Annotated in this window: 22 protein-coding genes; 17 read left to right on the top strand and 5 right to left on the bottom strand. The window is 47.0% G+C overall.

The window, feature by feature from the left end; genetic code table 11:
- Window positions 1–176 precede the first annotated feature (176 nt).
- Window positions 177–599: a GNAT family N-acetyltransferase gene (locus ADU23_RS24545; protein ID WP_053377812.1), complete on the top strand. Its 423-nt coding sequence runs from the start codon at window positions 177–179 to the stop codon at window positions 597–599.
- 45 nt (window positions 600–644) lie between these two features.
- On the opposite strand, the gene ADU23_RS24540 is transcribed toward ADU23_RS24545, so the two are convergent.
- A complete protein-coding gene (locus ADU23_RS24540) occupies window positions 645–1,445 on the bottom strand; it encodes an AraC family transcriptional regulator (protein WP_053376151.1) in 801 nt (266 codons plus the stop codon).
- A 185-nt stretch (window positions 1,446–1,630) separates the two neighbouring features.
- Between ADU23_RS24540 and ADU23_RS24535 the strand changes: the two genes are divergently transcribed.
- The 10 genes from ADU23_RS24535 (at window position 1,631) to ADU23_RS24490 (ending at window position 10,336) form a co-directional block, all read left to right on the top strand.
- On the top strand, window positions 1,631–2,635 hold the full coding sequence (locus tag ADU23_RS24535; protein WP_053376150.1) for an aldo/keto reductase: 1,005 nt from the start codon (window positions 1,631–1,633) through the stop codon (window positions 2,633–2,635).
- Window positions 2,636–2,792: 157 nt separating this feature from the next.
- A complete protein-coding gene (locus ADU23_RS24530; RefSeq protein WP_053376149.1) occupies window positions 2,793–3,869 on the top strand; it encodes a D-alanine--D-alanine ligase in 1,077 nt (358 codons plus the stop codon).
- A 6-nt stretch (window positions 3,870–3,875) separates the two neighbouring features.
- The gene (gene alr / locus ADU23_RS24525) at window positions 3,876–5,048 is read left to right on the top strand and encodes an alanine racemase (RefSeq protein ID WP_053376148.1); all 1,173 of its coding nucleotides are present in this window, start codon (window positions 3,876–3,878) and stop codon (window positions 5,046–5,048) included.
- On the top strand, window positions 5,000–5,842 hold the full coding sequence (locus ADU23_RS24520) for a D-alanyl-D-alanine carboxypeptidase family protein (protein ID WP_053376147.1): 843 nt from the start codon (window positions 5,000–5,002) through the stop codon (window positions 5,840–5,842). The genes alr and ADU23_RS24520 overlap by 49 nt, the downstream gene beginning before the upstream one ends.
- Window positions 5,835–6,860 carry an acyltransferase family protein gene (locus ADU23_RS24515; protein ID WP_053376146.1) on the top strand — a complete coding sequence of 342 codons (1,026 nt, stop codon included), beginning with the start codon at window positions 5,835–5,837 and terminating at the stop codon, window positions 6,858–6,860. The genes ADU23_RS24520 and ADU23_RS24515 overlap by 8 nt, the downstream gene beginning before the upstream one ends.
- 276 nt (window positions 6,861–7,136) lie before the next feature.
- Entirely contained in the window at window positions 7,137–7,493 is a 357-nt protein-coding gene (locus ADU23_RS32350; RefSeq protein ID WP_082198070.1) for a zinc ribbon domain-containing protein, read from the top strand.
- A 49-nt stretch (window positions 7,494–7,542) separates the two neighbouring features.
- Window positions 7,543–7,674 (top strand): hypothetical protein, encoded by a 132-nt coding sequence (locus ADU23_RS33970; protein WP_255314182.1) that lies wholly within the window; start codon window positions 7,543–7,545, stop codon window positions 7,672–7,674.
- A 123-nt stretch (window positions 7,675–7,797) separates the two neighbouring features.
- A complete protein-coding gene (locus ADU23_RS24500; RefSeq protein ID WP_053376144.1) occupies window positions 7,798–8,481 on the top strand; it encodes a YjjG family noncanonical pyrimidine nucleotidase in 684 nt (227 codons plus the stop codon).
- Window positions 8,482–8,666: 185 nt separating this feature from the next.
- Window positions 8,667–9,230: a sigma-70 family RNA polymerase sigma factor gene (locus tag ADU23_RS24495; protein WP_053376143.1), complete on the top strand. Its 564-nt coding sequence runs from the start codon at window positions 8,667–8,669 to the stop codon at window positions 9,228–9,230.
- The gene (locus tag ADU23_RS24490) at window positions 9,230–10,336 is read left to right on the top strand and encodes a DUF4179 domain-containing protein (protein WP_053376142.1); all 1,107 of its coding nucleotides are present in this window, start codon (window positions 9,230–9,232) and stop codon (window positions 10,334–10,336) included. The genes ADU23_RS24495 and ADU23_RS24490 overlap by 1 nt, the downstream gene beginning before the upstream one ends.
- 53 nt (window positions 10,337–10,389) lie before the next feature.
- On the opposite strand, the gene ADU23_RS24485 is transcribed toward ADU23_RS24490, so the two are convergent.
- Window positions 10,390–11,577 (bottom strand): ROK family protein, encoded by a 1,188-nt coding sequence (locus ADU23_RS24485; RefSeq protein ID WP_331459283.1) that lies wholly within the window; start codon window positions 11,575–11,577, stop codon window positions 10,390–10,392.
- A gap of 499 nt (window positions 11,578–12,076) precedes the next feature.
- On the opposite strand from ADU23_RS24485, the gene ADU23_RS24480 reads away from it, so the two are divergent.
- Both ADU23_RS24480 and ADU23_RS24475 read left to right on the top strand, forming a co-directional pair.
- Window positions 12,077–12,724 carry a GntR family transcriptional regulator gene (locus tag ADU23_RS24480; protein WP_053376140.1) on the top strand — a complete coding sequence of 216 codons (648 nt, stop codon included), beginning with the start codon at window positions 12,077–12,079 and terminating at the stop codon, window positions 12,722–12,724.
- A gap of 45 nt (window positions 12,725–12,769) precedes the next feature.
- Window positions 12,770–13,939, top strand: a complete 1,170-nt coding sequence (locus ADU23_RS24475; RefSeq protein WP_053376139.1) for a helix-turn-helix domain-containing protein — start codon at window positions 12,770–12,772, stop codon at window positions 13,937–13,939.
- Window positions 13,940–13,996: 57 nt separating this feature from the next.
- Here ADU23_RS24475 and ADU23_RS24470 read toward each other — a convergent pair whose 3' ends face one another.
- Window positions 13,997–14,902, bottom strand: coding sequence for an RraA family protein (locus ADU23_RS24470; protein WP_053376138.1), 906 nt, complete (start codon window positions 14,900–14,902; stop codon window positions 13,997–13,999).
- Window positions 14,903–15,132: 230 nt separating this feature from the next.
- Between ADU23_RS24470 and ADU23_RS24465 the strand changes: the two genes are divergently transcribed.
- The 4 genes from ADU23_RS24465 to ADU23_RS24450 are packed head-to-tail and all read left to right on the top strand — an operon-like array spanning window position 15,133 to window position 19,334.
- On the top strand, window positions 15,133–16,095 hold the full coding sequence (locus ADU23_RS24465) for a carbohydrate ABC transporter permease (protein WP_082197982.1): 963 nt from the start codon (window positions 15,133–15,135) through the stop codon (window positions 16,093–16,095).
- On the top strand, window positions 16,092–16,922 hold the full coding sequence (locus tag ADU23_RS24460) for a carbohydrate ABC transporter permease (RefSeq protein WP_053376137.1): 831 nt from the start codon (window positions 16,092–16,094) through the stop codon (window positions 16,920–16,922). Before ADU23_RS24465 ends, ADU23_RS24460 begins: the two co-directional genes overlap by 4 nt.
- Window positions 16,923–16,961: 39 nt before the next feature.
- On the top strand, window positions 16,962–18,305 hold the full coding sequence (locus ADU23_RS24455) for an ABC transporter substrate-binding protein (protein WP_053376136.1): 1,344 nt from the start codon (window positions 16,962–16,964) through the stop codon (window positions 18,303–18,305).
- Between the two features lie 30 nt (window positions 18,306–18,335).
- Window positions 18,336–19,334 carry a mannonate dehydratase gene (locus tag ADU23_RS24450; RefSeq protein ID WP_053376135.1) on the top strand — a complete coding sequence of 333 codons (999 nt, stop codon included), beginning with the start codon at window positions 18,336–18,338 and terminating at the stop codon, window positions 19,332–19,334.
- 188 nt (window positions 19,335–19,522) lie between these two features.
- On the opposite strand, the gene ADU23_RS24445 is transcribed toward ADU23_RS24450, so the two are convergent.
- Together ADU23_RS24445 and ADU23_RS24440 are read right to left on the bottom strand one after the other, a co-directional pair.
- Window positions 19,523–20,911 carry a mandelate racemase/muconate lactonizing enzyme family protein gene (locus ADU23_RS24445; protein WP_053376134.1) on the bottom strand — a complete coding sequence of 463 codons (1,389 nt, stop codon included), beginning with the start codon at window positions 20,909–20,911 and terminating at the stop codon, window positions 19,523–19,525.
- A gap of 37 nt (window positions 20,912–20,948) precedes the next feature.
- Entirely contained in the window at window positions 20,949–21,734 is a 786-nt protein-coding gene (locus ADU23_RS24440) for an SDR family NAD(P)-dependent oxidoreductase (protein ID WP_053376133.1), read from the bottom strand.
- Between the last annotated feature and the right edge of the window lie 4 nt (window positions 21,735–21,738).

The raw sequence follows: 21,738 nt of genomic DNA, 5'->3' as shown, positions 1-21,738 counted from the left end.
ATATGAGCTGCTTTTTTGTCTAGAGAAATATTTTTTGAATTTATGATCGTCATTCGTCAATAAACCAAGATGAAATCGGTTAGCTTTTGCTAAATTGCGAAATAGCATTATAATAAAAGATATGGCCTGTTTAGTTGCTGTGAAATAGAGATTACGCAATGGAAGGAAAGAGAGAGATGGAAACGAAACGAATTACGACGGATGAGCAATTGGAAGAGGCGTTCCGCATTCGAAAAGCGGTCTTCGTGAAGGAACAGGGAGTAGCGGAGGAAGTCGAACTAGATGAATATGAAGATATCGCTGATCATGTTCTCGTTTATTTCGAGAATGAACCGGTTGGTACCGGCAGAGTGCGGATCGTGGATGATATGGCTAAGCTGGAAAGAATTTGCGTGCTGTCATCGCATCGCAAGCACCGCCTTGGAAGAGCGGTCATGGAGGAGCTGGAGTCGATTGCCCGAGAAAAAGGGGTAGCGAAAGCGAAGCTTCATGGACAGGTTCAGGCGGCTCCCTTTTACGAGAAACAAGGATATGAAATAGCGTCGACCGTCTTTATGGAAGAGAATATTCCGCATGTTAAGATGGTTAAAGATTTATAACATTAAATAGTTAAAGAAGCCTGCGCATGCAGGCTTTTTCTTGTTTTAGACGATTTTTTTCCGGTAATGGGAGGGAGATACGCCTTTAATTTTTTTGAACATTTTCGAGAATAGCAGCGGATCGGTATACCCGACCGAGTGGGAAATATCCGAGATCGACAGCTGTTGGTTGTTCATCAGATCGCAAGCTTTGTCCATCCGGTAATGCAATAAGTACATTTGCGGCGAAAGCTGAAGGGACTCTTTGAACAGGGAGGACAAATAAATCCGGTCGATACCGATCATGCTTGCCAACTCGGAAATGCTTACTTTACTGTAATAGTTCATTTTCATATAATCGATCGCTTTGCGCACATATACTTCCTTCGCTTTCGGCAAATATCCGATTTGGTTTGGTGCGGTTAGCATGTCGACCCATTCGGATAGGAGGCGGAACAAAAGGCTATGCACGATTAGACCGCTATTTCGCTCAAGCGCCTGAGCTTCTGTAAGCTGATCCAGCCACGGGTCAAACCATGCGGCGGGAGCATAGTGAAAATGCGGATTCGTCTTGCTAAGATTCACCTGCGAAAGCAGAGGATCGACGCTGCTGCCTTGGAAGGCAATCCACGAATATACCCAAGGCTCATGCTCATCAGCTTTCATCTGGCAAATGGTATTCGGAAATACCATGAAGCCTTGTCCTTTCTTTAGCGAATAGGTGCTGCCATTGATATGATAGCTGCCTTTGCCTTCATGGATAAACAATATTTTATAATGATCCTTAACCCCTGGTCCCCAAGCATAGCCTGGCTCGCAATATTGTTTGCCGTGATAATAATAGATGAGTTCGTAGCTCTCGCACATCGGATGTTCACTCCTAATCTTCATGCTCTCTTATATTACATTATGCCATATAAACCTTGCTTGTGGACATTCCAATTATGAATGGTGCTGAGCTATACTTTGTTAGCATTCAGCTTTAATAGCATTCATTATTGCATGCAGCAAGAGATTTATCCATCCTAACTGGTTAAAGGAGAATACGAACAATGCCATACGTTGCTGATGAAAAAAGATATTCCGATATGTTGTATAACCGTTCAGGCAAGAGCGGCATTAAGCTACCAGCCATCTCGCTAGGCCTTTGGCAAAACTTTGGCGGCAATCAGCCGCTGGATAATTCACGCGCGATGATTTTGAAAGCTTTTGATCTTGGTATTACCCATTTTGACCTAGCGAACAACTACGGCCCGCCTGCCGGCTCTGCTGAAGAGACTTTCGGAGCGGTTTACAAGAAAGACTTGGTGCCATACCGCGATGAGCTGCTGATCTCGACAAAAGCCGGCTATTATATGTGGGAAGGGCCATACGGCGAGTGGGGCTCCCGTAAAAATCTCCTTTCCAGCTTGGATCGCAGCTTGACGAGAATGGGTCTTGATTATGTGGATGTTTTTTATTCGCATCGCCCAGATCCGGAAACGCCGCTTGAAGAAACGATGGGCGCGCTTGATCATGCAGTAAGGCAAGGCAAAGCGCTATACGTCGGCTTATCCAACTACAGTATGGAGCAGACCAGCGAAGCCGTTAGAATTTTGAAGAAGCTTGGCACGCCATGCCTAATTCATCAACCGAGCTATTCGATGCTCAATCGGTGGGTGGAGGATGGATTGCAGGATGTATTGAATGAAAATGGCGTTGGCTCAATCGCGTATTGCCCGCTTGGACGCGGTCAACTGACCAATAAATATGTAGATAAAATTGAAGCAGAGTCTAAAGCGACATCGAGCACGATGAAGCCCGAGGCAATTACTCCGGAACGCGTTCAAAAATTCCGCAGCCTTGAGGCTTTGGCGGCTAGACGGGGACAAACCTTGTCCCAAATGGCGTTGAACTGGGTTCTTCGCGAAGGCGGCGCAACGTCAGCGCTTATCGGCGTTAGCCGTGTCAGCCAGATCGAAGAGAACGTGAAGGCGCTTGAGAGCGCACCGTTATCCGCTGAGGAATTAACGGAAATCGACGCTATTTTGAACAACTTAGCAGATATTCCGTGGTAAGAAACGAGCCCAAGCGATTATGCTTGGGCTCTTTTTAAAATCATATAAACAATTTATGGAATCTTAAGCTTTATTTAAACTTTAATTACAAGCCTCTTAAATATTGACGCTTATCTTTAGTAGAGAGATAAAAAGTCGATTTGGGAGGTTTTTTACTATGAAAACAAAGCTATACGTCCTATATGGCGGCAAATCCGTTGAACATGAGGTTTCATTAAAAACTGCATATACAGTCATTCAATCGATAGATGAATCTAAATTTGAAATTTTTCCAATCTATATTACCCGTGAAGGCATTTGGTGCAGCCTCGATGGTCTGAGCCGCGAGGGACTAGCCATGAATGATCTTATCGTTCAGCCAACAACGGCATTGGCAGCACACTCTATTGGCGAGGTACTCGTAAAGCAAATGTCTCTGCCCGGAAAAAAAGTAGTGCTTCCGCTGCTCCATGGCTCAAACGGAGAAGACGGCACGGTGCAAGGACTGCTTGAATTGCTTGATGTTCCTTATGTGGGCAATGGCGTGCTTTCATCCGCGCTTACGTTGGATAAGGCCATATCCAAGCAGCTGTTAGCTCAAGCGGGCGTTAAGCAAGTCGATTACCTCGTTTACCGTCACGATCAATGGCTGGAGGAACGTTCGCATTTGCTGCAAAGGGTAGAGGAGAAGCTCGGATTCCCATGTTATGTCAAACCTGCATCCTTAGGCTCCAGCATCGGCATTAGCAGATGCACGGATAAGCAGCAATTGATAGCTGGCATTACGGAGGCTTTCCAATTTGATACCAAAATCGTTATTGAGCAAGAGGTCGTAGGCAGGGAAATTCAGGTCGCGGTAATGGGCAATGAAAATCCGCTAGCTTCCTTGCCGGGCGAGTTCATCCATAACCATCGGTTTTTCGATTTCGAATCCAAATATTTGGACAAGCAGCTGACGATGTCGATCCCTGCACAAATTTCCGAAGCGACTACCGTTCAAATTCGCCAAATGGCTACTCACGCCTATCAAGTGCATGGGTGCTCGGGACTTGCCCGTGTCGACTTTTTCCTAGATGAGAAAGGCCAACTCTTTTTGAACGAAATTAACGCTCTGCCGGGCTTTACGAATTTCAGCATGTATCCGGTTATGTGGGAGCGCACGGATGGCACTTCTTATGCGGAATTAGTCGAAAAGCTGATTGACTATGCCTTCACGCGCCATTCAGAAAAACAATCGATCCACTATTCGAGGTGAATGAGGATGAATAGAGATACTTGGTCTGAGGTTAGTTTGAGCAATATACGCAATAATATGCTGAAAATCCGTCAAGCTTTGCCTAAAAACGTGAAGCTGATGGCGGTTGTCAAAGCAAATGGCTACGGCCATGGCGACATTGAAGCAGCTCAAATGGCTCAGCAGGCAGGCGCCGAGCAGCTAGCCGTTGCATATTTGGACGAAGCGCTCCATCTAAGAACTAATGGGATTACATTGCCCATTCTTATTTTAACGCCTATTCATCCCAGTTCCGTAAAGCTTGCAATCGAGCATGATCTAATGCTAACGGTAACGAGTGCTGCTTGGTTCAGCGAAATGAGAGAATATAAGCCTCCATATGCCACGAAGAAGCTTCGGGTGCATGTAAAGCTGGACACAGGCCTTGGCAGAATCGGCATTCAAGAGAAGCCGCAATGGGAAGAGCTTGTTCCATGGCTCAAAGCCGCGGATGTTGTTGTTGAAGGCATTTATACGCATTTTGCAACGGCGGGGAGAGAGGATACGTCGTTTCTGAAGCAGCAATATAAACGATTCGTCGACATGATGGAATGGGCAAAAGAGTCTAGGCTCGCGGTGAACAGCTATCATTGTGCGGGAAGCGCTGCTGCGCTGCGTTTTCCGCAGTTGGCGATGGATATGGTGCGAATCGGCGCAGCGATGTACGGCTTTTATCCGAAGAAGCTTGTACCGACGATAGAGCTTGAGCCCGCGCTGAGCTTGCACAGCACGCTTATGCAGGTGAAGAAGCTGTATAAAGGGGAGTACTTAGGTTATGACAACGCCTATCAAGCTGAGGAAGATCAATGGGTGGGCACGGTTCCAATTGGCTATGCCGACGGCTGGTCACAAAGCATGCAAGGGACAGAGCTGCTTGTAGGCGGACGACGCGCCAAAGTGGTTGGGAAAATATGCATGGATCAGCTCATGGTTCGATTGCCTGGCCCGTGCGAGGAAGGCTCGGTTGTTACCTTGATCGGACGCCAAGGGTCGGAGGAAATAACGTTTGCCGAGCTGGCGGCCCATATTAACAGCGTCCCGCAGGAAATTTCGACTTCGCTAACAGCAAGGGTAACTAGAAAATACAACGACAAAGGGGAGGCACAAAAACGATGGGACAAGCGAATTATTCAATCCAGCAGCAAGGGAGCCATCATCTAAATCACGCTGCCGTTCAAGTGAGTCGATCTGAAATTTATGAAGGACATCTGGTGCTTATTAACGGAGACCATCCCATTCAGCGGCCGATAAGAGGAGAGAAGCTGCTGTCTTTAAGCTCGCATCAAGCCATTAGAGAACTGCATGATGGCATGTTATTGGAGAAGACCTGCTTGCAGCAGTTAACGGCTTTATTAGCTGCTAGTAAAGCAATGGAGGAAATAGTCGTCGTAAGTACTTATCGAACCGAGGAGGAGCAGGAGGATATTTATGCAACCTCATTGGTTGAAAATGGTCCCGACTATACGGCATGTTATGTCGCGCTTCCGAATCAGAGCGAGCACCAGACGGGGCTTGCGGTAGATGTGGGCAAGTACAGCAGCGATGTCGATTTTATTGCGCCTTCTTTTCCAGATCACGGTGCCTGTCAGACCTTTAAGCAGCTTGCCGCGGATTATGGGTTTATTCAACGCTACAAGGAAGGCAAGGAGTCGATTACGAAAATCTCCTGCGAGCCTTGGCATTTCCGCTATGTCGGGTATCCCCATTCCAGCCTGATGGAGGAACAGGGCCTCTGTCTGGAGGAATATATCGCTTTCGTCAAAAGCTATGCGTATTCGGGCAAGCATCTCATGTTTAACAATGGCAGCCTGCAGGTTGAAATTTATTATGTGCCAGCGGATGAGGGGCCTACTACGACCGTGCCGATTGTAAAATGTGATCTTTACCGCTTGTCCGGCAACAACAGTGACGGATTTATTATTACTGCATTTCATGGCAGCGAACAGGATGGCTAAACCGAACTTCGGCGGGCTGGACTATGTGAAATTCATAGCTGCTATACTCGTCATTGCTAACCATACCGGCCCCTTATTGTCTTACCATGCATATGCGGATTTCCTTATTAGCGGCATCCTGACCCGAATTGCGGTTCCTATCTTCTTTATGACATCGGGATATTTTTTCTTTCGCAAACAGACAGGCGAACAGGCAAACGATTCGAAAGCATGGCTTGGTTATATGGAAAAGATCGGAAAATTATATGGGATCGCTATTTTATTGTATATTCCTCTGAATGTCTACACGGGCTATTTTAAGGAAAACTTTTCGGCTTACTCCTTCTTCAAGGACATCGTATTTGACGGTACCTTTTATCATTTGTGGTATTTGCCGGCTTTAATAATAGGAATAACGATAACTTATTTCTTATATAAAAAAATATCTTTGACCTCAATGCTAGCGATTGCCGGCTTATTATATGTAATCGGCCTTCTAGGGGATAGTTACTATGGTTTGATCGAAAATACGGGTGGCATCAAACCGCTTTATGATGGCATGTTCTCCGTGTTTGATTACACGCGAAACGGACTGTTTTATGCGCCAATATATCTTGTGCTGGGCGCCTGGGCAGCCAAGCATCCGCCCAAGCATGCAAGAAAACCGGTGGTTTATGCCAGCTTATTTTTTCTATCATTAGCATTAATGTTTGCCGAGGGCATTCTATTGAAATCATGGGAGCTTCCCCGTCATGACAGCATGTACGTTTTTGCGCTGCCCGCCACTTATTTTTTGTTCCAATGGGCATTGCTTTGGAAGGGGAAATCAGGCAAGGCGTTTAGGGAATGGCGCGTATGGATATATATTTTGCATCCAATTGCGATTGTGCTCGTTCGAGGCGCTGCAGAGGTCATTAATCTGGAATCGATATTTATTGCGAATAGCCTCATTCATTTTGCAACGGTATGCCTATTGTCGGTCGTAATGGCTGCGGTTGCCGTGAAGGTTTCCGACATAAAATTTAAGCTTCGATCATAGAAATGGTACTGGGAGACGTTCATTACGTTTAGTGGTACGAGAGGAGAAGCCGCATCGAAGGAGCATTACCCGCAGCAAGGAGGGATTGTTATGAGTATCGAATTGCTCATTCAACTGCTCGTGCTTATCGTAATGATCATCGATATGGCTAACAGATCAAAAGATTCTTAAATCGTGGAGGCAAAGCATCCGAACCGGGTGCTTTGTCTTTTTTTGTGCGCATGCATCGGATTACAGAAAAAGGAAACGAAAGTGGAATGAGGAAGGATGATGAATATGAATACGATTGAATGTCCCTGGTGCAGCAGCGTAGTTCAATTGGATCAAAATGTATGTCCGGCATGCAAGCATGAGGTGCTCGCACAGCATTTAGACACAAGTCAAAGCGATGTGCCAAACGATCATTTTGATTCGGAAATAGCGCTGGGTGAGTTTGACCTTGCATCGAGTATTGCGAATAAGTTTGAATGCTCCAAATGCAAGAATACGGAATGCGAAGTAGATGAAATTGCAATGACAGGTGCTGGACTTAGTAAACTATTGAACATCCAATACCATCTTTTTTTATATGTTTCTTGCTTGCAATGCGGCTTGGTTGAAATATATAATCCGAATATGCTGCATAACAAATGATTTTTGCCAAGAGGAGTATGCTGGATGAAGGACCTGCATGTATTCCATTATGACGCGTTTACGACAATACCGAATAGACCCGGTAACCGGTACAGCCTCTGGCGTGATGGGGGCTTACTATTTAACCTACATAAAGCCGGAGCTAAGCTCGGCAAAGCTTGTTGTGGAGCAAGGGCAATAGCAAAGCACAAAGCAGAGACGGCCGAGTTAAAGCTGAAGCGACGAAGCAGACTGCGAGTGAGATGGACATTTTTATAAGCGGTTCGGCGGTTTGGGTTGGAGAGATTGACAGGAGGATATTTGAGTGAAATACGAGATTATTTTGTTTGATGCGGATGATACGTTGTTTGATTATTCATTAGCTGAGGCGCATGCGCTAAAAAGTGTGTTTTTTGAGCATCATATTGAGCTTCTTCCCGCTCACGTGGAGCTGTACCGATTGGTAAACCAGCAGCTATGGAACGACTTTGAGAAGGGGATTGTTACGCTTGATTTTTTGCGTCATGAACGGTTTAGGCGAATGTTTGCCGAGGTGCAAGCCGATCTGGACGCGGTTCATTTTAGCGAGCGATACGTTCATTATTTGGGAGAGGGCTCCTTCCTCATAGAAGGCTCAGAAACTCTTATTCAGCAGATACGGGGCAAAGGCTACCGTCTAGCGATCATTACGAACGGGATTAAACAGACGCAGCATAGCCGTATTGGACGGTCGAGCTTAGCGAATTCCTTCGAGCATATTATAGTTTCAGAGGATACGGGTTATTCGAAGCCGCACACGGGAATTTTTGATTTTGCGTTTAATAAGCTGAATGCAACGGATAAGTCCAAGGTGCTCATTGTTGGCGATTCATTAACGTCCGATATTCAAGGCGGCATCAATTATGGCATCGATACTTGCTGGTACAATCCGAAGCGAAAGCTTAATGAATCGTTGATCAAACCGACTTATGAAATACAGCGTTTAGATGAATTACTTCAGTACGTTTAGAACAAAAGTCGATTTCCTTAAGTATAAGGGATCGGCTTTTTTTTATCGATGGAATGCGTCCAGTTATTCATTGATTGTGTGATAGACTAACAAAAATAATATACATATTGCAAAAGTGAGAGAAAAACGTTTTTGATAACGTTGTATATAGTGTAAAAGCTTTTACAAAAAAGGGGAATTGTTGCATGAAGTCTAACGAGAATAATTTTATACAACGATTACAGCGGCAAAAAGAAGACGCTATTGAATATATCATTGATCACTATTTGCCACTAATCAAAGGGGTTTCGTACAAGGTCCTGTCCCCGCTTGGAAACGATGGATTGATAGAGGAATGTATCAACGATATTTTTCTATCCATTTGGAACCATTCGAGAAAATTTCACGGTGATTCGGCGGACTTCAAGAAATGGATTTGTGCGATTGCCAAGTTCAAAGCTATCGATTACTACAGAAAAGCGAGTAGGAAAGTTGAATTCACCTCAGATGGGCTGGAGTTGCATGCGGAAAGGTCAGCAGAAGATGAGCTGATCATGAGGGAAGACAAAACGGAGCTCATTAAGTTAATTAACCTGTTGGAGCCAGTTGATCGGGATATTTTTATTATGAAGTTCTTTCTTGGTTTAAAAACGGGGGAAATATCGACAAAGCTCGGTCTTACGACCGCATCGATCGATAATCGAATTTATAGAGGGAAAAAGAAGCTTAATCACGAAGCTGCGAATTTTAGCCTTGGAGGTAGTGTATGATGAAGGATGTATATGAATTATTAAATGATACAGACATCGATGAACATGAGTTTGTGGAAATGGAAGTCGATGACTTTGAAAAGGCTAAAGTAAAAAAAGCATTAAAGGAATCCATAAACAAGAAGAAAAAAGTAAAGGGTTGGAAAAAGAAAGCCGCGGCCGCTGCTATAATAGTCGGTGTATCCGCTGCAACGTTTGGCGTAACCTTTCCTGCCTATGCGGTCAGCATTCCTGTAATCGGAGATATTTTTAGATTTTTGGATAATGGAAGAACAGGTCTTTATGAGGATTATAAGCAATACTCCACTGCATTGAATATGACACAAGAAAGCAATGGCATTAAGATTACGATAAATGATGCCATATATGATGGAAAGACTGTTAGTTTGACCTTTTCGATAGAAAGTGAACGACAATTAGCTGATCATCCTATTTCACATCCCTTTTTAGATATAAAAGGAGCATATGGATCGGGAGGCAGCATTCAAATTTCAAAAGTGGATAAAAATAAATATGTGGGATTACTCACCTCTACGAGCCATTTTCGCAAGGAAAGGGATTCAGTCAAAATAAGATGGAAGATTGACAGCCTAGCCATCAAAGAAGCTCCGGAGAAAATAAACGGCAATTGGAGCTTCGCTCTATCACTAGATGCGACGGAAAGAACTACGCAAGTTATTAACCAAAGCGTTGAGCATGAAGGAGTGGTGGTGAACGTAGGGAAGATAGCGGTATCGCCAATGTCTTTTATCGTATACTTTGACCAGATCGTTTCCGAGAAAACAAGGAACAAGTGGCATGGGGTAGACGTGGATATAGAGATTAAAGATGATCTGGGCAACCGATACACGGGTCAAGGAAATGGAGGATCTGGCGATCGGGACGGCTATAACATGAGATGGAGTAAAACGTTCGAAAAATTAGACGAGAATGCAACGAAACTTATCCTTACGCCCCGTATTAACTTTTATGAACATACTGCTGACAATCATGGTTCAATAGAAATGTCGAGAGATGGACAAAAAGAGATTCCTGTATCACTAAAAACCGGAAAGGGAAGAGAGGAGTATGCAGCAGACGATATCGTTATTGAATTGAAGAAATAATGGTTAAAAAGAACGATGCAAGCATCAGCTTAAGCATCGTTCTTTGTTGTGTGTTAATCCAGCTCCCAATCCTGCAGCAGCATGATGGCGGCGCCGGCCGTTACCGCGTCTTCCGTAAGCTGGCCTTGCGTAAATTCGGGCTCATATTGCGGAGAGTAATAAATGTTGCTGCGTGCGACTTGTATAACGGTATCATAGATCGACTTATGCACCTTGACGAGCGGGCCGCCCAAAATAACCGCCTCGGGGTGAAGGATATTAATCAAATTGGCAATGCCAATTCCCAGATAGGTTGCCGTCTGCAGAAATTGCTCCGTAACAAAAGCATCCTTCTGTATAAAAGCTTTCTGCAGCGCGTCGAACTGAATTTCCTCCGGCGGTATGCCTTTGAGTGAGCTTTCTCTGCCAAGCTTGAGCTGTGAGCGTATTTTTTTCTCCAAAGCAGGGATCGAGACGAGCGCTTCAAGCGCCCCATAATTCCCTTCGTCGCCGAGTCTTGGGCCATCCGTTTGTATAATCATTTGACCGAAGGAGCCTTCCATGTCGACGGCGCCTCTCACGATTTGGCCGCCTGACATCATCGAGGTCCGCAAACCAACACCCGCATGGACATAAAGCATATGCTTCACTTCTTCATCCCTAAGCGCCCAATGCTCCCCGATAATTGCCGTATTCGCTCCGTTATCAAGCAGTGCCGACAGCCCTAACCGCTGCTCCAGCAACTCGCAGATCGGAACGTTGATCCAGCCCTCGGCGGGAAAATAGCGAGGCTTCAGCATAATGCCATCCTCACGGCTTAATGGGCCTACGGCGCCGATGCCGATGCCGATTATTTTATCGCGCGCAATTTGGCACTCATTCATCATGCGCTCAGCGAGCTGCGTGATTTTGCCAATCAGCCTCTCCGGCGTCATACGCTCGTCCATCTTCCATCTCTCGAAAGACAGCGGTTTTAAGTTTAGATCATATAAACCGATAGAAGAGGAGAACCGCGAAATCTCCAAACCGAACACAGCGCGGTGACTCGGGTTTACCCTATACAGAATCGGCTTTCGGCCGCCGGTAGATTGCCCAAGTTCAGACGCTAATATCAAACCGTCCGTCAGCAGCTCTTCCAGTAGTCGTGATAAGCTGGTGCTGGTTACCGTAAGCCGCTCCATTAAAGCGGCCTTGGAAACTAATCCATTTCGAATAATAAAATCAAAAACTTGTTTTTTTATCGTGGGATGCTTCACATTCATCATCTATTCTCCATTTGTCCAAGTAGTTAGATCGGATATAAACCAATTTCTATTATATGCTGTTTAGAGTAGGCGTGACTAGACAATCGCTATAAATAATTTTAATGCTTCAACGAGAGCAGCCTCGTATCCGCTCATCTTACTTTACTACGAACCGCTGCATAGCACAAAAAAAGGCTGACCTGGGATTGATCGAATCTATTTCGGAAAATGAATCGTAGAGAGAGAGTATGCAATCAGACGAATCTGCAAAAAGCCACTCTATACGAATAGGAAGCTGATATTGAGCAGCGTGACGTGAAAATTTGTCATAATTCGACAATCTGTTCGGTTGTGCTAGCGGAAAAAGCGTTCTATAATAGGGTCATAAGCAAATTATCGATAATCCAATGAGCAAGGAGGGACGTATCGATTATTTTTTTCAATATAATTGTTAACGCTTTCTTTTTTTGACCTATATTATCGATAATCGATAATAGGAAACGGAGACGTGAGTGCGATGTTCGAAAACCTGTCTATTTCACCTGTTCATTCGATAAGCGAGCAAGTGTACACGGCATTGAAGAAGGAAATTCTTGCAGGAGAGCTTCAGCCGGGGGCACGGCTGCTCGTGCTAGAAATCGCCAAGAAATTCAACATCAGTCAAGCACCGGTTCGCGAAGCGCTGGAACGACTGAAATCAGCAGGCTTTATTACGGGCATCCCGAACAAGGGCTCGGTTGTTTCTAATATAACCGCGAAGGAAATTAAAGATATTTTCGAGCTGAGGGAAATTATCGAAGGATTTGCGGTCAGGCAATCGATGCAGCGGCTGGACGATCATGATTTTGAATACTTAGAAGACGTCATTCGGCGCATGCACCTCGCACACGAGCAAAATGATATTTTGAACATATTGGAGCTTGATATGGAGTTCCACGGTTTTTTTTATAAACGCTGCGATAATCATATGATTTTGGAGCTATGGAATCGGATGCGGATAAAAGTGATGCGCTTTATGGCCATCTCGAATCGGCATTATTCAACGGATGGACTCGCAGATTGGCATCTCCGTCTCGTTGATGTGCTTCGCACGGGCGATACAGATTTAGCGGAACAGACTTTTATCGAGCATATGCACTCTTATAAAATGATTCATCTCAATTAGTGTCATGCATCTCGTAAGTTAACCTTACAAAAGGGGCAATGGAGTATGCTGAGCGAGGGATTATTGTTTAAAGAAGATGTCATTCTTACTTGGATGAGGGATCGTTTCCTCCGGAATTTAGTATCAAACGCTGCCGCTGCCAAGACGGATTTGAAGGAAAGCTTATCGCGATTGCAGCTTAATCCCTATTACACCTTTCCTGCGCTCGCTTTGCTGGAGCCGGCCGTTCATTTTGGCGATGAGCATGAGAAGATCGTATACTTAGAGCGGATGCGGGATTATATGCAGAAAAAAATATCGGACAGCAGCATCGTGTTTGTTGATGAGGAGGGCCGGGTTGGCTTGCTCTTCTCATGGGTGTCCAAGGAGCCGATCGAGAGCATTCAGGTGATGTTGACGGAGCATTTCCAGCAGCCATTTAATATCGGGGTGGGGAAGCCTTGCGGCCACCTGTATGATATTGTTCATTCCTATCGGCAGGCTTCGCGCGCGCTGCAATATAAGTTTTACCGAGGGACGGGAAAAATTATTTACTATAGCGAGCTAGGGAGATATGAATCGCTGCAGCACTATCCTTCGGATAAGGAGAAGGCGCTGTTTGACGCGTACAAAGCTGCGGAGACGACGGATGAGATTGCGGAATACGTGCACCTTTTTTATAATGAGCTCCTTCATAAAGGTCCATTGGATACGCAAAGCGTATACGATCTGACCGTTAGGCTGCTCGTAGGAATGGAGAAGCGCGTGCTGGCCGAGGCTGAAAACGTTAGCGCGTACGAGCAATTTGACGTGATGTCGATCGTGAAGCTTGAGACGCTGGAAGAAATTAAACAGTATGTGATTCATTTTCTGATTGGCCTTAAGGACGTGCTTGCTCACAACCAGAAGGAGAGCCATCGCAGCATTATCAAAAAAACGATTCATCACATGGAGCAGGAATGTCAATTTGCGTCCTTGCAAAGCGTTGCCCAGAAGGTATACATGACGCCTACTTATTTGAGCTTGCTATTCAAGACGAACACGGGAAAAACGTTTATCGAGCATTTGACGGATATTCGGATTGATAAAGCGAAGGATATGCTAAAGAGCACCCACTATAAAAACTATGAGGTAGCAGAGCGGGTCGGGTATCAAGATCCGCGATACTTCAGCCAAATTTTCAAAAAGAAGGTCGGCTTGTCGCCTAGCGAATACCGGGAATCGATCGGGAAATAGATTTCATGAAAAGAAAGGACTCTATCGGCAGCATGCCTGCCAACGGAGTCCTTTTTATTATAGCCTGACATCGCTTTGAGGGCCGTTTCGCTCGTTCTTTTGCGCTTCGGCAAGCTCTGTTTCCCACGTAAGATGTCGATATTCCGCTGCTGCGTCATCCGTTTCGAACCAGTTCAGGAAATCCGTCCAAAGAGCTACATTCCATCCAGCATCGATCTGGGCTGTGGAATAAACGCTGTCGCGAAGCCTTACGAAACCAAACACATCGCGTACCTGGGATTTTTCCGCTTGAACGACCGTTAGCTCGGCTAGATGAGGCGGGATGAAAATAACGCCGGCCGGCGTTCCGAGCACGACATCGCCCGGCATACAGATCGCTTTGCCGATCCGGGTCGGCACGTTCATTCCAACCATCGTAACATCTGCAATCGCCGTAGGGTCGCTGCCGCGATAAAAGACGTTAATATTTTCAATTTCAACGACTTGCTGATTATCGCGAATGCCGCCCCAAATGACAGCACCGCCGCGCTTCGTACGGGTTGAGATGGCAGTAGACAAATTTCCTCCTACATAGGTGCCAAGGTGAACCTTATCAAACATATCGACGACCGCAACATCGTCTTCAACCAAGGAGTCGATGACCCATTGATTAAAAAAGCCCTTGCGATCCTCTTGCTCGTGGCCGTATTTGAGTAGAGTTTCATGTAGATCAGGTCGCTTCGGCACCATCACGGCTGTTACGGCGCGTCCGACCATTGTTTTATTTGGATGAATGATTTTGAAATCGCCTTCGAACTGAAAAGCATAACCTCTGTTCCAGAGAGGGCCCCAGGCTTCCTCCAACGTAATTTTTCGCATGCGGCGAAGAACATCCTCGGATACTTTAGGGCGTCCATTAGGGAAGCGTTCGCCCTGCCAAAGCGGCGTAAGCTGAATCATATCTTCCGGGTTATCAAATTTCATCTGAGCACCTCTTTCGAAAGTAGTGTGTTGAAGGCTGGTGTGCCTTGCTTGCTAAGTCTATTGTTAGGGAGTTTCCCCTATTTGTCGATGCGACTTTCTTAAGGCATTTTTCATCAATCTATGAATTTTTCACACTATATAAAATCAAACGAATTCATAATTTCTTCCCCTTCATTCATGTAACCGCTTTCGTTTAAAGTAAGGGAACATTATCCACGAAGGGGGAGGAGATGATTGGAGTGAAGGCGGAGAGAGCAGCATCAATCGCATTAAAGAACAAGCCAGCAAAGACAAAGCGAAAGCAAAAAGGGGCAACCCAACTAGCCGGTTATATTTTTATTTCCCCATGGCTAATCGGCTTCTTGCTGCTGACGCTATGGCCAATCGCACAATCGTTTTATTTATCGTTTACCGATTATTCCTTGCTGGAGGACCCCGTTTGGACCGGTACGGACAATTACGCCAAAATATTTACGAGCGATGCCACCTTCACGAAGTCGCTCAGCGTAACGTTTATGTTCGTCCTTTTCTCAGTTCCGCTCAAGCTGTTTTTCTCGCTTATGGTCGCTTTGGCGCTCAACAAAAACATGCGGGGGATGAATATCTATCGGACGGCTATCTACTTTCCATCCTTAATCGGCGGAAGCATTGCCGTTGCCGCCCTTTGGCGCAATATGTTCGGAATCGACGGTTATATCAACCAGGTGCTGGCTTGGTTTGGAATCGAAGGCGTAGGCTGGATCTCCAATCCGGATACATCGCTTGGCACGCTGATTTTGCTCAATACATGGCAATTCGGCTCTACGATGGTTATTTTTCTAGCAGGGCTGAAGCAGGTGCCGCAGGAGCTTTATGAATCTGCTTCCGTAGACGGAGCAGGCAAGGTAAGGAAGTTTATCAGCATTACGCTGCCGATGCTCTCGCCGGTTATGTTCTTTAATCTTGTGCTTGGGATCATCGGATCGTTTCAAACGTTTACTTCCGCATTCATCATCACGAAAGGCGGACCTATTAATTCAACGTACATGTATGCGATGTTTCTTTACGAAAAAGCGTTCAAGCACTACCAGATGGGCTATGCGTCTGCGCTTGCGTGGATTTTGCTCACGATTGTCGCGCTGCTCACGATCATTAATTTCGTAGCATCGAAATACTGGGTATTCTACGAGTCGGATGGGGGGAAAACGAAATGAATTCGCTGCGCATCAAGCTGTCGAGCCATTTGTATTTAACCCTATTCTCCTTTATTATGCTGTACCCCGTCATCTGGTGGGCAGGCGCTTCGCTTAAGAAGACGGAGGAGCTCAGCTTGCCGACGATTTGGCCTTCAACGCCGATGTGGAGCAACTATTGGGATGGCTGGCATTTCTCATCCGAATATACGTTTGCTCATTTCTTCGGCAACACGCTGCTAATGGAGCTGGGAAATGTCATCGGCGGCGTTGCTACCGCTGCGATTGTCGCTTACGGCTTCGGAAGGCTAAGCTTCAAGCTGCGCGGCTTTTGGTTTTCGATTCTGCTCCTTACGATGATGCTGCCGGGCCAAGTAACGGTTGTTCCGCAGTACATACTGTTCAATAAGCTTGGGTTTGTAGACAGCTACGTACCGCTTGTGCTTCCGCATTTTTTTGGGGGAGGGGCATTCTTTATTTTCTTGCTCGTCCAATTTATTCGCGGCATTCCGAAGGATCTAGATGAGGCTGCCACGATAGACGGAGCAAGCGTTTACGGCATTTTTTGGCGGGTCATCCTGCCTTTGCTCAAGCCAGCGCTCGTTACAGTAGCGATCTTTACTTTTATTTGGAGCTGGGATGATTTCTTCGCGCAGGTGCTTTATTTAAGCTCCGTCGACAAGTTTACGGTAGGCTTGGCGCTGCGGATGTTCATCGATCAATTCGACATTCAGTGGGGGCAATTGCTTGCGATGTCCTTGCTGTCGATCTTTCCTTCGGTCATTATCTTTTTCCTTGCGCAGAAGCACTTTGTCGAAGGAATAGCGACTACTGGTCTCAAAGGGTAACCGCATTACATTTTACAAAGGTAAAGGGGATGTTCGAGGATGAACAAAGGCTGGTCAAAAAGCTTCGGATTGTTGATGCTGGCTTTGCTGCTAGTGCTGGCAGCATGCAGCGGAGGCGGAACCAATGGAAGCAAGCAAACGAATGGCGGGGAGAAGAGCACGGAGAAGCAAGGCGACAAAGGCGGTAAAGAAGCAGACGGCAAAACGACGCTGAGCATCATGTGGTGGGGGCCGGATGCCCGCCATGAGGCAACGAAGAAAGCGCTGGACATCTACTCGCAGCAAAATGCAAACGTGACCTTTAAGCCGGAATTTATGGCATGGGATGCTTTCTGGCAGAAGCTGCCAACGCTCGCCGCGTCGAAGTCTATAACCGATGTGCTGCAGATGGATGCTGCATACATTCAAGAGTATGTGTCCCGCGGGCAGCTGGAGGACCTCTCCGATATTGATTTAAGCGGCATCGTTGATCCTTCGGTTATCTCGAATTTGCAAATCGACGGCAAGCTGTATGGCATTCCGCTCAGCCAAAATGCGCAAGGCATTGCGTTCAATAAAACGGAGCTTGAGCAATATGGTATCCCGCTTCCTCATAAGGATTGGACCTATGATGAGTTTTTCCAATGGGCAAGAGATGCGCGGGCGAAGCTGCCTGAAGGCAAATATCCAATTGGCGATACGACGACATGGGATAGCTTCAACTATTATCAGACCTCGATGGGCAAGGCGCCGATCATGTCCGATGGCGGCAAAACGTTCACGCTCGACAAGGATTTGTTTATGACCTTTTATCAAACGTATGAGGAGTTCCGCAAAGCGAAGATCGTGCCGCCTGCCGAGAAAGCAGCCGCGTTCCTCGAAAACGATCCGCAAGCCGATCCGATGGCATCGGGGGTCGTGATGACAAGAGGAGCAACGACGGGCTCCGTCAGCGCGCTTGAGCAGCTTATGCCTGGAAAAGTAGGTGTCGTCAACATGCCGGTTGGACCTTCTGGCGGCGGATGGGCACAGTCTACGATCTTTTTGAGCGTTAGCGCCAACTCGAAAAATAAAGAAGAAGCCAAAAAATTCGTGAAATGGTTTATCTCCGATAAAGAAGCAGGCGGGGCGCTTGGCTTAACGCGCGGCATTCCGATTAACCCTGATGTGTATAAAGAGCTTGAGCCTGCTCTTGAGGCGAAGGATAAGCTGGGCAAAGAAATTTATGATCTTTCATTAGATAAGGCATTGCCGTTCTTCCCGCCGGCTGCAGGGTTCTCCGAGTGGGTGGATACGTATAAGAAGGAAATGGAAGCCGTTACTTTTGGCCAGCAATCGATCGAAGATGCGTTCAACAAAATAGACAAGATGGGCAAGGAGCTTGCAGCGAAAATTGCCGGCTAATTAACCAATATTGAAAGTGAGGTTTTAAACATGCAGTTAGCAGAAGTATTTCCGTCCCAGCCGTCTCGGCTATGGCATTTGGCGAAGCAGCTTGGCGTCGATCATGCGGTAGGAGGACTGCCGTGGGAGGAAAAGCTGGAGAAGCCATGGGATTTAATGCCTCTTATCCGTATGAAGCAAAGATTTGCTGACTTTGGCCTTGCGCTTACCGTTATCGAATCAATGCCGCCAAGCAATGAGATTAAGCTAGGGACTTCCGGGAGAGACGCCGAAATCGAAGTGTTCCAGCAATTTATTACGAATATGGGCGCGGCAGGCATTCCCGTCCTTTGCTATAATTTCATGGCGCAGTTCAACTGGTTTCGGACTTCAACAACGACGCGGACGCGCGGCGGGGCGCTCGTCTCAAGCTATGACCATAGCTTAATGAAGGATGCGCCGTTAACGGAAGCCGGGACCGTGAGCGAGGAGCAGCTTTGGGAAAATCTCCAGTACTTCATGGAGCGTATCGTGCCGGTTGCGGAGCAGGCGAAGGTGAAGCTGGCGCTTCATCCCGATGATCCTCCGATTACGCCGATAAGAGGCATATCGCGGATTTTAACGAGCGCGGCTGCATTGCAGCGTGCCATCAATCTCGTTCCGAGCGAATATAACGGCATTACGTTATGCCAAGGCACCTTGGCTACAGCCGGCGAGCACATTCCGAGCGTGATCCGCCAGTTTGCGAAGCAGGATAAAATGTTTTTCGTCCATTTCCGCGATGTCAAAGGAACGCCGGAGAAGTTTGAGGAAACGTTCCACGATGACGGGCAAACGAATATGCTTGAGGCGATGCACGCTTATTATGAAGTAGGCTTTAGCGGGCCGGCAAGGCCGGACCATGTGCCGACGATGGAAGGCGAGGACAACGCTAACCCAGGTTATGAGCTGCTAGGGCGCTTATATGGAATCGGGTACATCCGTGGCTTGATGGAAGCCGCTGAGGCTGCTAGGGCGGCAAAGGGCACCGTGGCAAGCGTCAGCGTTTAGAAGACAAGTAGAATTAGAAGTGTGGCACCTTCGACTACTGCTAATATAGCGGTGTTGGAGGTGCTTTTTGTTGCATGGGATGAAGCGAAGGAAACCAATAATAGTTAAGCGGAGGGACGGCGTGCGGGGCGGTTGAACGTCAAATAGAAGCGGGATGCAACAATGCATCCCGCTTCTTTTATTTCGTCTCAGCTCCACAGCCGGTCATTTGAGTGGTAGTGATTCCAGTTGTCTGTAGCCTCCCATAGGCCAGGTATTTTGGGATGAAGATGCTGCGCCAATACTTCATCGTTCAGGTCGTCAATGCCGAGGCCAGGCGCATCCGTCATATGGATGAAGCCATTCTGCACAAGCTTCTTCGGAAGCTTGCTGCTTATGATAATGTCATCCCACCATGGCACTTCGCAGGAATGGTATTCAAGCGCCATGAAGTTTTCGGTAGCTGCGGCGACATGCGCGGCTGCAAGGCAAGCGATCGGGCTCTCCGCCATATGAATGGCCATTGCAACGCCGTACTCCTGCGCCATATCGCCGATTTTTTTCGTTTCTAATATTCCGCCTGTCGTCAGCACGTCGGGATGGATAACCGATACGCCGCCAGCTTGGAGCAGGGGACGGAAATTTTCCTTCAAATAAATATCCTCGCCCGTACAGATCGGAGTGGCGACCGCACGGGAGAGCTTCGCATATTGCTCCGTGTACTGCCAAGGCAGCATATCCTCCATCCAAGCCAGATTAAATTTATCGACGCGCCGTCCAAGCTTAATGCAATCCTCTAGGCCGATATGTCCAAAATGATCGACCGCAAGCGGCACCTCGTAGCCGATAACAGCGCGTACATCCGCAACGTATTGCTCAAGCATATCCAGACCTTTCTCGGTCACATGAATCGCGGTAAAAGGGTGGGGGATGTTGTGGATGTCATAGTGCTGGTTTCGGATATCACGAATTTCATCTTCCGTCAGCGTATCATGATTGTTGCTATAGCGGTTTTTGGAGATGCTGCGCATTTCCTCCAAGAAGCCGAGCGGAGCGCTCAACGTGCCAGGCTCGTTAATAATCTGGCCAATGCCAAGATCCATCTTAAGGAAGGAGAAACCTTCCTCTATACGTTTCTTAAGCGCCAAGCCCATCGCCGTACCCGTATCTTTGCCGACTACCTCGGTGTCGCAGTACATACGGATTTTTTCGCGGAACCTTCCGCCAAGCATTTGATAGATCGGTACGCCGTAAGCCTTGCCAGCTAAATCCCATAATGCGATTTCAAGTCCGCTAACGCCGCCGCCTTGCCTTGCATGACCGCCGAACTGCTTAATCCGCCGAAAAAGCTTATCGATGTTGCATGGATTCTCGCCAAGCAATCGGCCCTTCAGCATTTGAGCGTACACTTTATCTGCACCGTCACGCACCTCGCCAAATCCAACGAGCCCTTGATTGGTGAACACTTTAATTAAGCTGCTATGAAACGGGCCGCCTACAATATCGGTAAAACGGATGTCGGTAATGCGAAGCGCGGCAGGGTTTGAATGGGTGCTGACATGGGCTAACGTTTCCTCATAGGATGGGTTGTTGGACACGAATATTCACTCCTTGAACGTTATGGTTAAAAGGTGATCAAAGCAGCATGCTGCCGCCGTCAAGCCTAATTGAAGAGCCCGTCATATACTCGCTTTCTTCCGATGCAATAAAACAAACAAGCTGCGCGACGTCCAGAGGACGGCCCACACGGCCAAGCGGAAACTTATCACGGATGGACCGGCTTGTTCTTTCTTGCTTCTCGATATCCTCCGCCGTCATAATCGGCTTCGATTCACGCGCGCTTTGCTTGCCGACGTCAACTGCTCCAGGCTCGATGGTATTGACGGTAATGCCATACTTGGCAAGCTCAATCGCGCTTTCCCTGCCGAGCATGCGAATGCCGCCCTTAGTCATGGAATAAACGACGTCAAAGTCGGTAGGGCGTTTGCTATGAACCGAGGACATGATGATGATTCGGCCGGATTGTTTCATTTTCATATACGGAATGACAGCTTGCATGCATTGCCAGTATCCCTTCAGATTAATGTTCATCATCCGGTCAAACGAGGCTTCGTCATGCTCAAAAAAATCATAATTCAGCTGCAAAGCCGCATTGTTGACTAAAATATCCATTCCGCCGAAGTGTTTAACAACGGTTTCAACCATACGCTCAATTTCGTCCTTATGCGCCACATTGGCTTGGACGATCATCGCACTGCCGCCAAAATCATCAATTTGCCGCTTCGTGTGAAGCGCGCCGGCATCGCTTTGATTGTAATGAATCGCAACCCGAACGCCGCGGCGAGCCAGCTCGATAGCAACCCCTTTGCCAATTCCCGTTCCAGCACCGGTTACTAATGCTATTTTTCCAACCATACTCATCCTG

The organism is Paenibacillus sp. FJAT-27812 (genome assembly GCF_001273905.1).
Classification (GTDB): domain Bacteria; phylum Bacillota; class Bacilli; order Paenibacillales; family Paenibacillaceae; genus Pristimantibacillus.
The sequence above is the reverse complement of the archived record's forward strand: the minus strand, read 5'-3'. Positions and strand labels throughout refer to the sequence as shown.